A 13,946-nucleotide genomic window follows, 5' to 3' on the forward strand; every position below is an offset into this window, starting at 1 on the left:
CTAAGTCTGCGAAAAGATTTACCAACAGTATATTTGAACTGTAAGTACCTACATTTTCTCAAACACGGCAGGTGTCCACACGACAATCCAGAATGAGGCATACAATTATCGTGACCTGTGGAAGAGGAGGTGGATCGGGAAATTATGGTGACGATGGAGCCCATTGTAGTTGGAGAACATGTATTAGTTGGGGTAGAAGTCAAACTGCCCAAAACAACTTTGCTGACTATTAACACATCCAAAGGATATATCATGTGCGGAGCACTCGACGTGGGATTACTTAATGAGAAGCTCGGGGATCGCAAAATTATTGCAGCTCGGGCGGTTGGTGTGCGTACACTGGAGCAATTGTTGCATGCACCTATGGAGTCGGTGACAACAGAAGCCGAGGCCATGGGCATTACGGTTGGCATGACGGGTGTAGAGGCTTTGTTGAAAATGATCTAAGCACTAACAAAAGGGCTCCCTATGGGAAGCCCTTATTTAACGCCGTAATACAGAGCCTGGCACATCGTAGCTCCCACCTCTATACACACGAACTCTTTCTATTAAATTAAGCTTCTTCCTTCGCGAACAAGGCAGCCAGGTTTTCTTGGAAAGGAGCGCGAACAACGCCTTTTTCCGTGATAATAGCTGTTACATATTCGTTAGGCGTTACATCAAATGCTGGATTGTATACTTTAACACCTTGCGGTGCTGTACGTTTCCCAAATCCTTCAGTGACTTCTTCCGCAGCACGTTCCTCAATTGGAATGAAGTCCCCGGATGGAGTGGACAAGTCGATGGTTGACAATGGGCTGGCTACATAGAACGGAATATTGTGAGCTTTGGCAAGCACAGCCACGCTGTATGTTCCGATTTTGTTAGCTACATCGCCATTCGCAGCAACACGATCAGTTCCGACGATAACGGCTTGAATCCAGCCTTTGGACATCACCATGCCTGCCATGTTATCACAGAGCAGCGTAACGTCAATGCCGGCTTGCTGTAGCTCAAAAGCAGTCAGGCGTGCACCTTGAAGTACGGGACGAGTTTCGTCTGCAAATACCTTCAGGTGAATGCCACGTTCCTGTGCGAGATACATTGGAGCAGTTGCCGTACCATATTTCGCAGTAGCCAGTCCACCTGCATTACAGTGAGTGAGTACACCCATACCATCTTCGAACAATGGCAGTGCATTCTCACCGATCATGCGGCATACTTCTTCGTCTTCTTTCTGAATCAACAGAGCTTCTACTTCAAGAGCATCATTGCCCTCATCCAGGCTCAGGCCGGATTCAACGACCTCATTTGCTTTTTGCATCATGCGATCCAGTGCCCAGAAAAGGTTCACCGCTGTTGGTCGGGAAGTAGCCAGATGAGCACATATGGATTTTACGTGATCCAGCCAACCTTGAATGGTCGATCCGTCATATGACTTGGCACCCAGTACGACACCAAATGCAGCAGCAATACCGATTGCTGGAGCACCGCGCACTTTCATGGAGTGGATGGATTCCCATACTTCCTCAGGAGTGTACAATTTCAGCATGAGGATGGTTTCGGGCAGCAGACGCTGGTCAAGCATTTCAAGCTTGTCCTTTTTCCAGATGAGAGAGGACAGAGGCTGATATTCAGGGGTTGTCATGGGTGGTTCCCTCCGTTCCTTATGTTAAGCCTTAGTAGTAGTAACAGCTGTGGATACAATATCCAATACTTCGCCGATGGTATTCAAGCGACGATTGTTCTTGATCAATGCTTTACCAATGGACAACGCTTTACGCTGAGCATGTTCACGTTCAGTCGCATTTGGAATGGTATCTATATCCGCCACGTGAGCGAGTCCCACGATACGACGAACCATTTTGGCACCTGCAAAGCCGATCGAATCTCTGAACAATTGTTGCACATACAGATCCTGATAGCCTGGCGTTTTTGCCATCGGATCAACGAGGTCATTAACCCAGAGGGCACGGAAACGAGATTCGAATTCAGTCCATACATCACGAACCATATTCAGCAAAAGCGTCTCACGCTCACGCAAAGCAGTCTCATTCTGAATCCATCCTGGCAGGGATGCGTAATTTAAGAGCAGGTTTGCGAGGACTGCACCGACATCAAATCCCATGGGGCCGTAATATGCAAATTCGGGATCGATGACCTTGGTTGATTCAGGTGTAACAAAAATACTGCCTGTATGCAGATCTCCATGAAGCAGTGCCTGCCCATGTGTCAGGAATTTTTCCCGTAGTAATGCGACTTCAAGGTGAAGCACTCCATCTGTGCGGAGGGCTTCAGCCTCGTCCTCAATGGAAACATCATAATTATTTTTCTCAGCGATCCGGTAGGGTTCATCAAAGATCAGATCCTCCGTTATTTTGCATTGGTCCGGATTAATGAATCTGCCCTGTTGTTCCTTCTTCAATTGCTGATCCATGCCCAAGTCGGATGTGAAGAACAGCGTTCTTGCCATGAATTCCCCAATATGCTGTGCAAAAAGAGGATAGGAAACACCTTCGATCAGGCCTTTACGCATGATCACATGATCACTCAGATCTTCCATAACCGTTAACGCAAGGTCATCATCGTAATGATACACTTCGGGTACCATCCCTGGACACAGACGATACTCTTCCTGCAGAATCTCACGTTCAATGCGGGCACGTACCACAGAGAGTGGCCATGATTCTCCAACCACTTTCGCATAAGGAAGCGCCTGTTTGATAATGATACTTTTATCGGAGTTCTGATCCGTGATGTGGAATACCAAATTCAGATTGCCATCGCCGATCTCGTGACAATCCAGATTCGCATCTGCCGCAAATGGACCCGGTAATGTTTTGGCCAGTTCAATTGCATCCTGGGGGGTAAACGGGCGATATTGGGACAAAGGTGCCACCTCCATATATATGAAGAAACAGGAAAACCCACTTCTTTGCTTGGTATATGTCAGTATATCGGAAATAACGCGGTTTTTGAACTTTTTTTTGAGACAAGTCAAGTCGATCCTGATTCGAACTTCCGGTTCAAGGGTAAAAACAAATAGGCCGGACGGTTGAGAGAAACGCCGTTAACAAGTCTCTCCACTACATGTGGTGACACATTATTAACTCTCTGTTATGCATTGCGGGACAACCTGCTTATCATGGCATGACAGACTAATTTTAAATAAAGGATGGGATTAATATGGCTACAAAAAACAAAACAGATCAAGCAAAATCGGTGGAACAAGTACTTAATCGTCAGGTAGCTAACCTGAACGTATTGTATGTTAAAATCCATAACTATCACTGGTACGTTAAAGGACCTAACTTCTTCACGTTGCATGTGAAATTCGAAGAGTTCTACAACGAAGTTACAGTACAAATGGATGAAATCGCAGAGCGTATCCTTACGCTGAAAGGTAGCCCGGCGGCTACAATGAAAGAGTATTTGGAGCTTTCCTCTATCCAGGAAGCAGCAGGCGGAGAAGACGCAAAAACAATGGTGCAAAACCTGATCGAGGACTTCGCTACACTTTCGAATGAATATCAGGAAGGTATCGAAGTTGCAGATGCAGCTGAAGATCAACCAACATCCGATATGCTGACAGGCTTTAAGGCTGACCTGGAGAAACACATGTGGATGCTTCGCTCTTTCCTGGGTTAATATAGCCAAGATTTTGCTTAATACAAATGGTTTCTTACGCAAGCCTTCTGCTCCCCAATCGGTTGTCAGAAATGCCCTGAGCGTCTATACTGCTGACAAGAACGATAGGGGAGGGGACCGCTTATGTTAGAACCAACGATACCGGCTTTAAAAGAATGGGCTTCTGCAATCAAAGCACTGGAAACGGGTCGCCAGATTATGGTGATGCGCAAAGGTGGCATTGTAGAGGAAACCCGACATTTTGAGCTGAAAAGTCCAGCGTTTTATCTGTATCCGACTTATGAACATCAGCGTAAAGAACTGATTAAGTCCTCGGATCAATCCTATGTTGAAGAATCACTGGCCGAATGGGTGCCCGAAGCTTCGACAATCCGTATTACTGCATATGCCGAAGTAACGCAGGATCTGGAGATACGAGATCAGGAGATGCTGGATCGACTTCTTGACTTTCATATGTGGACAGCGGATTTTGCCGAAGACCGTTTGAAATGGAAACGCAAAGATCCGCTCCATGTATTGATTTTACGTGTGTACCTTTTGAAAGAACCGATGGAAATCCCCGTACTGCCTGAATATAATGGTTGCCGTTCATGGATTTCTATTCCGAATGGTCCGGTGCCGCGCGAAATGACGCCGGTGGTGGACGTTGCGGATTTTGACGAACAGGTACAGAAGATTAACGAGATGCTCAAATTGTAAATGGTAACATTATTTAACGGAGGGACTTGTCCATAATATGGATGAGTCCTTTTTTTAGATTAGTGTACAGCAGATGGCATAAAAGCTTGAATTGCTGTGATTTTTCTCACTGTGCATTTGTGCTTAAGATGTTTTCTGATTTGATTCAATTTGTCTTTTACTATAGAATCAGAAAGAATAAGGTTTCATGCAAGGGACAAAGGTTCTTAGGAAATGACTTGATTATCATTGAGAATCAGTTTAGAATTATTCTAAAGTGTTCTTGCTTTAAGAATCGAGTACAGGAGAAATTCAGGGGAAGCCCTGTTCAGATATAATAGGCGCTTTTTCGTTTTCGACAACTAACATCAATTTAATCAATGGAGGGAAACAATACACATGGCTACGAATTTCGTCATTGAAGGTCTGAAAGCGACGATCGAAGGTAAGGAAATCCTGAAAGGCATCAACCTGGAAATGAAAGGTGGAGAAATCCACGCAATCATGGGACCAAACGGAACAGGTAAATCCACTCTGGCTTCTGCATTGATGGGTCACCCTAAATATGAAGTAACAGACGGTAAAATTACACTTGATGGTGAAGATGTATTGGATATGGCTGTAGATGAGCGCGCACGTGCAGGTCTCTTCCTGGCTATGCAATACCCAAGTGAAATTGCAGGTGTTACAAACTCCGACTTTTTGCGTAGTGCAATTAACGCACGTCGTGGCGAAGGTAACGAGATCTCCCTGATCAAGTTCATTCGTCAAATGGAAGGTAAAATGAAAGAACTCGACATGAACCCTGAGTTCGCTCACCGTTACCTGAATGAAGGTTTCTCCGGTGGTGAGAAAAAACGTAACGAGATTCTGCAAATGATGCTGCTTGATCCGAAAATCGTAGTACTTGATGAAATTGACTCCGGTCTGGACATCGATGCTTTGAAAATCGTGGCTGATGGTGTGAACGCTATGAAGAGCGAAGACCGTGGCTTCCTGATCATCACTCACTACCAACGTCTGTTGAACTACATTACGCCTGACTATGTTCACGTAATGATGCAAGGTCGTATCGTGAAATCCGGCGGACCTGAATTGGCTCACCGTCTGGAAGCGGAAGGGTATGACTGGGTAAAGGCAGAGCTGGGAATTACAGACGAAACTGTAGGCCAAGAAGCGTAGAGACAAAACGGAGGAGGATTAATTAATGACTACACAAACAATTCTTCCGGTTGAATCTGAAGCGCTTCGCGCCTTGTCGGAAAGCAACAATGAACCCGGCTGGTTGACCGAACAGCGGCTTGAAGCTTTAAAGCTTGCGAGCGGGCTTGCGCTTCCTAAACTGGAAAAACAAAAAATCGAACGCTGGAATGTCAGCGAGTACGGAACATATAAAACAAGTGAAGCTATTTCTTCTTTGACAGAAGTACCTGCTTCTATCAAAGATCTGGTTCAGGATCAAGCTGAAGGCAGTCTGGTTATCCAGCGCAATTCCGGTACGGTATACTCCAAGGTGTCTGCTGATCTGGCAGCAAAAGGAGTTATCTTCACGGATCTGGCTACAGCGGTTCGCGAACATGGCGATCTGGTAAAACAATATCTGAACACAGCAGTTAAAGCGGATGAGCATTCCCTCGCTGCATTGCATGCGGCACTTTGGAATGGCGGGGTCTTCCTGTATGTTCCGAAAAATGTCGAAATCGAAGTACCACTGCAAGCAGTGTTGCTTACGGACGACGCATCTGCAACGTTTGCACCTCACGTGCTTGTAGTTGCAGAAGCAAACAGTTCAGTAACTTATGTTGATAACTATGTATCTGGCGAATTGTCCGCACCTGTTTTCCATAATGGTGTTGTGGAAGTATTCGCAAAATCCGGTGCTAAAGTACGTTTCGCATCGGTTCATCAACTGAGTGTGAATGTAACTGATGTTTCATTCCGTCGTGCAGTGTTAGAGAATGATGCTTCCATCGAGTGGATTGTAGGCGAAATGAACAATGGCGACACAGCGAGCAACACGATGACCGTGCTGAAAGGCAATGGATCAAGTTCTGATTCCAAAGTCATCGCTGTAGGTTCCGGTTCGCAGAAAATCAACTACACCACAGAAGCTCGTCACTTCGGCAAGAATACACCAAGTCAGATGATTACACGTGCAGTTATGCGTGAAGAAGCATCTGCAATCATTAACGGAATCACTAAGATTGAGAAAGGCGCTACCAAAGCCGATGGACAGCAGACAGAGAAAGTGTTGATGCTGAGCCCTAAAGCACGTGGAGATGCGAACCCAATCCTCCTTATTGATGAAGATGATGTAACAGCAGGTCACGCGGCTTCTGTTGGTCAAGTCAATGCCGAGCAGATTCATTACTTGATGTCGCGCGGAATTAACCGTACGGATGCCGAACGCCTGATCATCTATGGCTTCCTGGCTCCGGTGGTGGCGGATATTCCTCTGGAAGCACTGCGCACCCAATTGCAGTCCCTGATTGAGAAGAAGCTGGGACAATGAACCCATCCATTCGCGAGCAGTTCCCGATCCTCCACCAGGAAATTAACGGACACCCGCTCGTATATTTAGATAGTGCTGCAACTTCACAGAAGCCTCATGCTGTGATCGAAGCAGTCAAACATTATTATGAGTATGAGAACTCCAACGTACACCGTGGTGTTCATACCCTTGGAAGCCGTGCAACGGACGCTTACGAAGGCGCACGTGAGAAGGTAGCCAAGTTTATCAATGCCCGCAGTACACAGGAGATTATCTTTACTCGCGGGACAACGACAGCCCTCAATCTGGTGGCTTCATCGTACGCCCGCGCCAATTGCAAAGAAGGCGATGAAATTGTTATCACGCAAATGGAGCACCATAGTAATCTGATTCCTTGGCAGCAGGTTGCCAAGGAGACAGGTGCAACATTGAAATACATTCCGCTTCAGCCTGACGGTCATATTGAATTGGCTGATGTTGAGAAGACGATTACGAACAATACTAAAATTGTAGCAATCGCTTATGTATCCAATGTTATGGGTCTAATCCATCCTGTGAAACAAATTGCTGAAATTGCACACCGTAATGGTGCTGTCATCGTTGTTGATGGCGCACAAAGCACACCTCACATGAAGGTGGACGTTCAGGATCTGGACTGTGATTTCTATGCATTATCCGGTCATAAAATGTGCGGACCAACCGGAATCGGTGCACTCTACGGCAAAAAGGCGCTGCTGGAGTCCATGGAACCCATTGAGTTCGGTGGTGAAATGATTGATGATGTGGGTCTGTACGAATCCAACTGGAAAGAGCTTCCCTGGAAGTTCGAAGGTGGAACCCCGATTATCGCAGGTGCGGTAGGGTTGGGAGCTGCCATTGATTTTCTGGAGCAGATTGGTATGGATGAGATCGCACATCATGAGAGTGTGCTGGCAGCTTATGCAACAGAACGATTGGCCGAGATCGATGGGTTAACCATCTATGGCCCAGCCAAGCGGCATGTGGGTGTTGTTACCTTTAATCTGGGGGATGTTCATCCGCATGATGTGGCAACTGTGCTGGATGCGAGTGGCGTAGCCATTCGTGCCGGACACCATTGCTGTCAACCACTAATGCGCTGGCTTGAAGTTAGCTCAACAGCTCGTGCCAGCTTCTATCTATACAATAACGAACAAGATGTAGATCGGCTTGTCAGCGCCTTAATCCAGACAAAGGAGTATTTTGGCGATGCAACTTGATGATCTGTACAGACGTGTTATAATGGACCACTACAAAAACCCGCGTAACCGCGGAACATTTGATAATGACGCTGTCACGGTGAATTTGAACAATCCAACGTGCGGCGACCGGATTTCACTGCAAATTTTGCTGAAAGACGGAATCGTCCAGGAAGCCAAATATACGGGTGAAGGCTGCTCCATCAGCATGTCCTCTGCATCGATGATGACAGAGGCCGTCAAAGGCAAAACGATGGAACAGGCACTCGATATCGCTAACCGTTTTTCCTCACTGATGAAAGGTGAAGAAGTCGATTTCGACGATTATGAAGATCTCGAAGCCCTATCCGGTGTGAACAAGTTCCCTGCACGCATCAAATGTGCCACTCTGGCCTGGAATGCATTACGCAAAGGGATTGACGAAGAGAACAAAGTACAATAACGATAGGGAGGTAGAGCAAGATGGCTAAAAAAGCACCAGAAATGGAAGAGTACAAATATGGTTTTCGCGACGAGCACAAATCCATCTTTCAAACCGGTAAAGGTCTGACTGCAGAAGTGGTTACCGAGATTTCCAAGATTAAGAATGAACCGGAATGGATGTTGGAATTCCGTTTGAAATCCCTGAAACAATTCGAAAAGATGCCAATGCCGAAATGGGGCGGAGATCTCGACGGATTGGATTTCAATGAAATTCAGTACTACGTTCGTGCTTCTGAAAAACAAGGTAAAACATGGGAGGAAGTTCCTTCCGAAATCAAGGAAACCTTTGATAAATTGGGTATCCCTGAAGCAGAGCAAAAGTTCCTTGCAGGTGTATCGGCTCAGTATGAGTCCGAGGTTGTATACCACAACATGCAAAAGGAATTGGAAGACCAAGGTGTAATCTTCATGGATACGGACACGGCTCTCAGAGAGCATCCCGAAATCCTGCGTGAATATTTTGCAACGGTTATTCCACCAGCAGATAATAAATTTGCTGCTTTGAATAGTGCGGTATGGTCCGGAGGAAGCTTCATCTACGTGCCTAAGGGCGTTAAATGTGAAGTACCTCTGCAAGCCTACTTCCGGATTAACTCCGAGAATATGGGACAATTCGAGCGTACACTCATCATTGCGGACGAAGACAGCTTCGTTCACTATGTAGAGGGCTGTACAGCTCCAATCTACAGCACGAACTCACTGCATAGTGCGGTTGTTGAGATCATCTGTAAGAAAAATGCTCGTGTTCGTTACACAACGATCCAAAACTGGGCACCAAACATCTACAACCTCGTTACGAAACGTGCGGTTGCAGAAGAAAATGCAACGATGGAATGGGTCGATGGTAACATCGGTTCCAAACTGACGATGAAATATCCAGCGGTTGTACTGAAAGGCCGTGGAGCTAAAGGTTCCGTACTCTCCATCGCTGTAGCTGGTAAAAACCAGCATCAGGATGCAGGTGCGAAAATGATCCACTTGGCTCCGGATACAACATCTACGATTGTATCCAAGTCCATCAGTAAACATGGTGGTAAAGTAACGTACCGTGGTTTGGCTTCCTTTGGACGTCAAGCTGAGGGCGCGAAATCCAACATCAAGTGTGACACACTCATTCTCGATAATGAGTCCACATCGGATACAATTCCTTACAATGAAATCATGAATGATAACATCATGCTGGAGCATGAAGCTACAGTATCCAAAGTGTCTGAGGATCAACTCTTCTACCTGATGAGCCGTGGTCTGACTGATGCAGAAGCAACACAGATGATTATCATGGGCTTCATTGAGCCATTCACGAAGGAATTGCCAATGGAATACGCTGTTGAGATGAATAGATTGATCAAGTTCGAAATGGAAGGTTCCATTGGTTAATCCAATGCAGCGCCTTTTGAAGCCGTAAAGCTGAAGCTAGTTGCTGATGTTAAGCGGTAGATATCGTTTTATGTGATCGAATACCCTCTAGAACAGACTTTTTAAAAAGTCTCTCTAGGGGGTATTTTTATTCAAAAAATCTGGGGATAACAGTGATCAGAAGGTTATTCTGTTATCGGAGTGGCAAGCGGAAATATTCTTTAGTTCAATTTGTATATTTACAAATGAATAGACCAGCGTTATTCTTCCATTAACGAATATTACATATATTTGAATAGATTCTAATATGAGGAGGGTTATGATGCGAAGAAGTATAGTTCAAAAAGGAGCAGCCTTGGTATTGTCTGCTGTTGTTGCCTTTACAAGCTCTCTGTTATTTTTATCAACGGCGAGTGCAGCAGAAGGTGGATCGGTATCGGGTTCATTCAAGGTACTCAGTTACAATGTAGGTGGTCTTCCGGACCTGGTATCCAGCTCCAACCCAAAGGAGTACACCGTTCAGATTTCCCCAAAATTAAATGACTATGACATCATTAATGTGCAAGAGGATTTTAATTATCATAATGAGCTGATATCCCTAGTCACTCTGCCGTATTTGACGAAAACAAGCGGAATTGCGGGGTTTGGTAGTGGGTTGAACAGTCTGTCCAAATATCCATTCCGTGACTTGAAGCGTATTACCTGGGATAAGCGATCTGGTCTTTTTGACAATGGAAGTGATGAATTGACTCCAAAAGGATTTACAGCAGCTACATATGAGATCACACCTCAGGTAAAATTGGACGTGTACAACTTGCATGCGGACGCAGGTAGCGATGATAAATCGCTTGAGGCCAGACGAGATAATATCAGACAACTCTCCAATTACATAAAGGAGCACTCGGACGGGAACGCAGTTATCGTATTCGGGGATACCAATACACGGTACACCCGTGCCGCTGACAATATAGAGCTACTCATGTCTGAGAATGGTTTAAGAGATCCGTGGATCGATTTGATTCGTGGTGGGAGTATTCCCGCTGATGGAGACGCCCTTATGGATGCAAGCAATTTAAATGGACCCAACTATGAGATCGTGGACAAAATTTTGTATCGCGGAAGTAAAGCATTGTCCCTTAATGCACAGAGCTACCGTTTGGAAAATCAAACATTTGTTGACCCGAGTGGGAAGCAACTCTCCGATCATTATCCGATTACAGCGGAATTTGTGTACAGCACATCTTCTCAGTACCAACTAAGTTCAACAATCGGAGGATCTGGAGGAACTGGGTTTAATGATCTGAATCAGATTCCCGATGCCAGACCTAGCTCAGTGGTGCTTAACTCGGGCAATCGTGTAGACGGCATTTCAACGCTGTACAGGGATGGAACGAACCTGGTACATGGTGGTCAATCCAACATTGCCACACTGAACTTGGCAGACGGAGAGTACTTAACCGAGGCAACAATTGGTCAGGGGACACGTAATGGAGATAAACGGATCTTTTACGTGGAGTTGTCCACCAATCTTGGAAATAAAGTAGAAGGCGGACAAAAGACCACAGAACAAATCAAACTTGAGGCACCAGCGGGGTGGTACATTGCCGGATTTTATGGAAGAGCAGGACAGGAATTGGATCAGCTAGGCGTCATATACAGACCTCTGAATTAGAAGTGAGCAGTGGTTAAAATGAAATAATAATATATACATCTCATAGAGTGTTCATATTAGCACAGCGCCGCTTGGAATATACCGTTGGAGAGACCATAAGGTTTCCTTAATGATATTCTGAGCGGTATTTTTGTGGAATAAAATAAGACCAATAGCACAAGCCATTTCATAGATTTAAGCATTTAATGATAGAAAAGGATGTGAGTGTATGAGCGTGAACCCTTTCGAGGGATATCGGATTACAAGTTCATTCGGCTATCGAATTCATCCTATTCATGGTGGACAGACATTCCACCGCGGAATTGATCTCGTGACAGAGCCTTGGAATGGCCCCGTCTATGCCTTTATGGAAGGTAGGGTACGTTTTGCTTCCGAAGGAGTTACAGGCTCCGGATTCGGTGGTTATGGGCTTACAGTTGCAATTCAAGATCATCGCGGTTACTTGCATTGTTATGCTCACCTTTCGCGGATTGCCGTAAACGTTGGGCAGCGGGTGAAGAGAGGCCAGCTTATCGGTAATCAGGGAAGCACGGGTCAGAGTACCGGCCCGCATGTACATTATGAGATCCGGAAAACCAGCGCGCCATCTTACGGATATACTGCCAGCGAAGATGGTGTGACAGAACCGGGTGTGTATCTACAGGCCGAATACGGAACTGCATCTCAGGAACAGGAGGCTCCGCCGATGACGACTGAGCAGAAGAAAATGTTTGAAGCCATGCAGAAAACGCTGGAGATTCAAGGGGGATGGATTCAGCAACAGGAGCAACTTTCCAATATGGATTGTCCCGCATGGGCTCAACAAGCATTTGATTATTATCGACCGTTTATTATGAATGACAAAGGCAGTTATGAATTTTGGAGATTACTTGTTATCATGTACCGCAAGGAAAAAGGCATCCAGGTTCATTCGGAGTCCGATATATAGATCCCTGCAAAGAACAGGGAGTAGCAAAAGGCTAACCCACTCAGGTAGATGCAGACAGACAACCATTTATCGAATGTTGCCTGTTCGCCCGGTTCATTCCAACGGAAACGTCATATGTTAGGGTATACCTGATGAAGAGGAGGCAATCACATGAGCGAAGTAGGATATGGCTGTGGTGGCAATGTAGGCGGAGTAGGCGGCGTTGGTGGATACAATATGTTCACAAACACTGGTGCAATCTTGGTACTGTTCATTCTGTTGGTTATCATTACAAAAGCATTCTGTGTGTAATCCAACATGATTGAATCGGAATAGACAAAAGGGAAGCCGATTACGGCTTCCCTTTTGTCATATGCCAACCTATAAGTTGGTTATTTCAGTTACTATGGGGTTCTTCGTATACATGCTGTGTACAATGAACAGTTATTGTACATAAATCTCAACGATAGCAATATCTCTTTCTTTCGCTAAATCGATAAAGGCCGTAGAGGTCTGAACGAGTGGTCGGAAATAATCCGCAGGATTATTCATGACAATGAGTCCCGTCTGACCCGTGGTGAGCAGAACCCTTTTACCGATAAAATTAGGCAGCATGTGCTTGATCAGTTCTTGTGTTGCTTCAGCATTTAACTGACCAAAGCTGAGGCTGTACAGTTCACACAGTACAGAGATCAGTTCCTGTTTGGTCTGGTACACCCGATTGGTCGTCATGGCGCTGTAAACGTCTGCTACAGCAGTTATACGGGAATAGGGGTGGATCTCGTCTCCTCGCAGTCCATGAGGATAACCACTTCCATCCTCGCGCTCATGATGTTGAAGTGCAACCGTTGCCAGAATTTCATCCTGCGTGGATTCTTTAATGATATCGTACCCATAGAATGTGTGTTTCTTCATTTCGTCAAATTCTTCCGTAGTCAATTTACCAGGTTTATGTAAAATCTCAGAAGGAATCTTGGACTTGCCGATATCATGAAGATATCCTGCTTTGGCTACCGTTAGACATTCCTCGGGGTTGTAACCCATCCAGCCGGCGATATAAAAAGCGAGCATTCCGACTTGCAATGAATGGTTGTACGTATAATCGCTATCCCCGTCCAGCATAAGCAACAAGGAGACAACATCTTTTTGTTTTTCCAACTGTTCTGTTAGGGTAAACAAAATCTCATCGACCTGTGTCTCATCAATAAAACCCTTCTCCATCGCTTGTTGAAATAGAGATTCAGTACCTTTGATCGTATCGTTAAACAAATTAGTTAACAGACGGGTTTGATCGGAAGGTAAGGTTTGTGCATCAGAGTGTAGGTCGGATGGTGTGTGTTCTACATCTGCGTACTCGATTCCATGTTGCAACAGTTTGGATAGGTCATCTTCACTGAGGGTGGAACCTTTCATCAGCATGTGGAGACCCGAACTGTTGTATACATCATTTTGTAACAGGTCACCCGGTTTAAGATCAGTAACATGCACTCTCACGTATAAACCACCTTTTCTCGA

Annotated in this window: 14 protein-coding genes; 11 read left to right on the forward strand and 3 right to left on the reverse strand. The window is 45.4% G+C overall.

The genetic code is table 11. The features are described 5' to 3' along the window. Positions 1-144 precede the first annotated feature (144 nt). Complete coding sequence (locus NSQ20_RS09635) at positions 145-447, forward strand: DUF1805 domain-containing protein (RefSeq protein ID WP_017689545.1); 303 nt, start codon at positions 145-147, stop codon at positions 445-447. A 106-nt stretch (positions 448-553) separates the two neighbouring features. On the opposite strand, the gene mtnA is transcribed toward NSQ20_RS09635, so the two are convergent. Together mtnA and mtnK are read right to left on the reverse strand one after the other, a co-directional pair. Further along, the gene (gene mtnA / locus NSQ20_RS09640) at positions 554-1,627 is read right to left on the reverse strand and encodes an S-methyl-5-thioribose-1-phosphate isomerase (RefSeq protein WP_340032341.1); all 1,074 of its coding nucleotides are present in this window, start codon (positions 1,625-1,627) and stop codon (positions 554-556) included. A gap of 24 nt (positions 1,628-1,651) precedes the next feature. Beyond that, positions 1,652-2,869, reverse strand: a complete 1,218-nt coding sequence (mtnK, locus tag NSQ20_RS09645) for an S-methyl-5-thioribose kinase (RefSeq protein ID WP_340032342.1) — start codon at positions 2,867-2,869, stop codon at positions 1,652-1,654. A gap of 296 nt (positions 2,870-3,165) precedes the next feature. On the opposite strand from mtnK, the gene NSQ20_RS09650 reads away from it, so the two are divergent. The 10 genes from NSQ20_RS09650 (at position 3,166) to NSQ20_RS09695 (ending at position 12,743) form a co-directional block, all read left to right on the forward strand. Then, positions 3,166-3,627, forward strand: a complete 462-nt coding sequence (locus NSQ20_RS09650; protein WP_017689542.1) for a Dps family protein — start codon at positions 3,166-3,168, stop codon at positions 3,625-3,627. Positions 3,628-3,750: 123 nt separating this feature from the next. Further along, on the forward strand, positions 3,751-4,326 hold the full coding sequence (locus NSQ20_RS09655; RefSeq protein WP_017689541.1) for a DUF1802 family protein: 576 nt from the start codon (positions 3,751-3,753) through the stop codon (positions 4,324-4,326). 378 nt (positions 4,327-4,704) lie between these two features. Then, entirely contained in the window at positions 4,705-5,487 is a 783-nt protein-coding gene (gene sufC, locus NSQ20_RS09660; protein WP_036609931.1) for a Fe-S cluster assembly ATPase SufC, read from the forward strand. 25 nt (positions 5,488-5,512) lie between these two features. Next, the gene (sufD, locus tag NSQ20_RS09665; RefSeq protein ID WP_036609929.1) at positions 5,513-6,817 is read left to right on the forward strand and encodes a Fe-S cluster assembly protein SufD; all 1,305 of its coding nucleotides are present in this window, start codon (positions 5,513-5,515) and stop codon (positions 6,815-6,817) included. Next, positions 6,814-8,034 (forward strand): cysteine desulfurase, encoded by a 1,221-nt coding sequence (locus tag NSQ20_RS09670; RefSeq protein ID WP_047842300.1) that lies wholly within the window; start codon positions 6,814-6,816, stop codon positions 8,032-8,034. The genes sufD and NSQ20_RS09670 overlap by 4 nt, the downstream gene beginning before the upstream one ends. Continuing rightward, positions 8,024-8,455: a Fe-S cluster assembly sulfur transfer protein SufU gene (gene sufU, locus NSQ20_RS09675; RefSeq protein ID WP_017689537.1), complete on the forward strand. Its 432-nt coding sequence runs from the start codon at positions 8,024-8,026 to the stop codon at positions 8,453-8,455. The genes NSQ20_RS09670 and sufU overlap by 11 nt, the downstream gene beginning before the upstream one ends. Before the next feature lie 20 nt (positions 8,456-8,475). Further along, entirely contained in the window at positions 8,476-9,873 is a 1,398-nt protein-coding gene (gene sufB, locus NSQ20_RS09680; protein WP_036669904.1) for a Fe-S cluster assembly protein SufB, read from the forward strand. Positions 9,874-10,174: 301 nt separating this feature from the next. Beyond that, positions 10,175-11,524: a jacalin-like lectin gene (locus NSQ20_RS09685; protein ID WP_340032343.1), complete on the forward strand. Its 1,350-nt coding sequence runs from the start codon at positions 10,175-10,177 to the stop codon at positions 11,522-11,524. A 208-nt stretch (positions 11,525-11,732) separates the two neighbouring features. Further along, on the forward strand, positions 11,733-12,452 hold the full coding sequence (locus tag NSQ20_RS09690) for a M23 family metallopeptidase (protein WP_053061508.1): 720 nt from the start codon (positions 11,733-11,735) through the stop codon (positions 12,450-12,452). Positions 12,453-12,602: 150 nt separating this feature from the next. After that, positions 12,603-12,743 (forward strand): hypothetical protein, encoded by a 141-nt coding sequence (locus NSQ20_RS09695; RefSeq protein WP_017689533.1) that lies wholly within the window; start codon positions 12,603-12,605, stop codon positions 12,741-12,743. 132 nt (positions 12,744-12,875) lie between these two features. Here the strand turns inward: NSQ20_RS09695 and NSQ20_RS09700 are convergent, their stop codons facing one another. Further along, a complete protein-coding gene (locus NSQ20_RS09700) occupies positions 12,876-13,925 on the reverse strand; it encodes an HD-GYP domain-containing protein (RefSeq protein ID WP_036669905.1) in 1,050 nt (349 codons plus the stop codon). Between the last annotated feature and the right edge of the window lie 21 nt (positions 13,926-13,946).

Origin of the sequence: Paenibacillus sp. FSL K6-1122 (assembly GCF_037977015.1) — a bacterium.
GTDB lineage: Bacteria > Bacillota > Bacilli > Paenibacillales > Paenibacillaceae > Paenibacillus > Paenibacillus amylolyticus.

Bases quoted from the DNA above. Each gene is read 5' to 3' on its own strand.
- NSQ20_RS09655 (WP_017689541.1), top strand. From the start codon at position 3,751: ATGTTAGAACCAACGATACCGGCTTTAAAAGAATGGGCTTCTGCAATC.
- NSQ20_RS09635 (WP_017689545.1), top strand. From the start codon at position 145: ATGGTGACGATGGAGCCCATTGTAGTTGGAGAACATGTATTAGTTGGG.
- sufU (WP_017689537.1), top strand. From the start codon at position 8,024: ATGCAACTTGATGATCTGTACAGACGTGTTATAATGGACCACTACAAA.
- sufC (WP_036609931.1), top strand. From the start codon at position 4,705: ATGGCTACGAATTTCGTCATTGAAGGTCTGAAAGCGACGATCGAAGGT.
- NSQ20_RS09690 (WP_053061508.1), top strand. From the start codon at position 11,733: ATGAGCGTGAACCCTTTCGAGGGATATCGGATTACAAGTTCATTCGGC.
- mtnA (WP_340032341.1), bottom strand. From the start codon at position 1,627: ATGACAACCCCTGAATATCAGCCTCTGTCCTCTCTCATCTGGAAAAAG.
- NSQ20_RS09695 (WP_017689533.1), top strand. From the start codon at position 12,603: ATGAGCGAAGTAGGATATGGCTGTGGTGGCAATGTAGGCGGAGTAGGC.
- NSQ20_RS09670 (WP_047842300.1), top strand. From the start codon at position 6,814: ATGAACCCATCCATTCGCGAGCAGTTCCCGATCCTCCACCAGGAAATT.
- NSQ20_RS09650 (WP_017689542.1), top strand. From the start codon at position 3,166: ATGGCTACAAAAAACAAAACAGATCAAGCAAAATCGGTGGAACAAGTA.
- sufD (WP_036609929.1), top strand. From the start codon at position 5,513: ATGACTACACAAACAATTCTTCCGGTTGAATCTGAAGCGCTTCGCGCC.
- sufB (WP_036669904.1), top strand. From the start codon at position 8,476: ATGGCTAAAAAAGCACCAGAAATGGAAGAGTACAAATATGGTTTTCGC.
- NSQ20_RS09685 (WP_340032343.1), top strand. From the start codon at position 10,175: ATGCGAAGAAGTATAGTTCAAAAAGGAGCAGCCTTGGTATTGTCTGCT.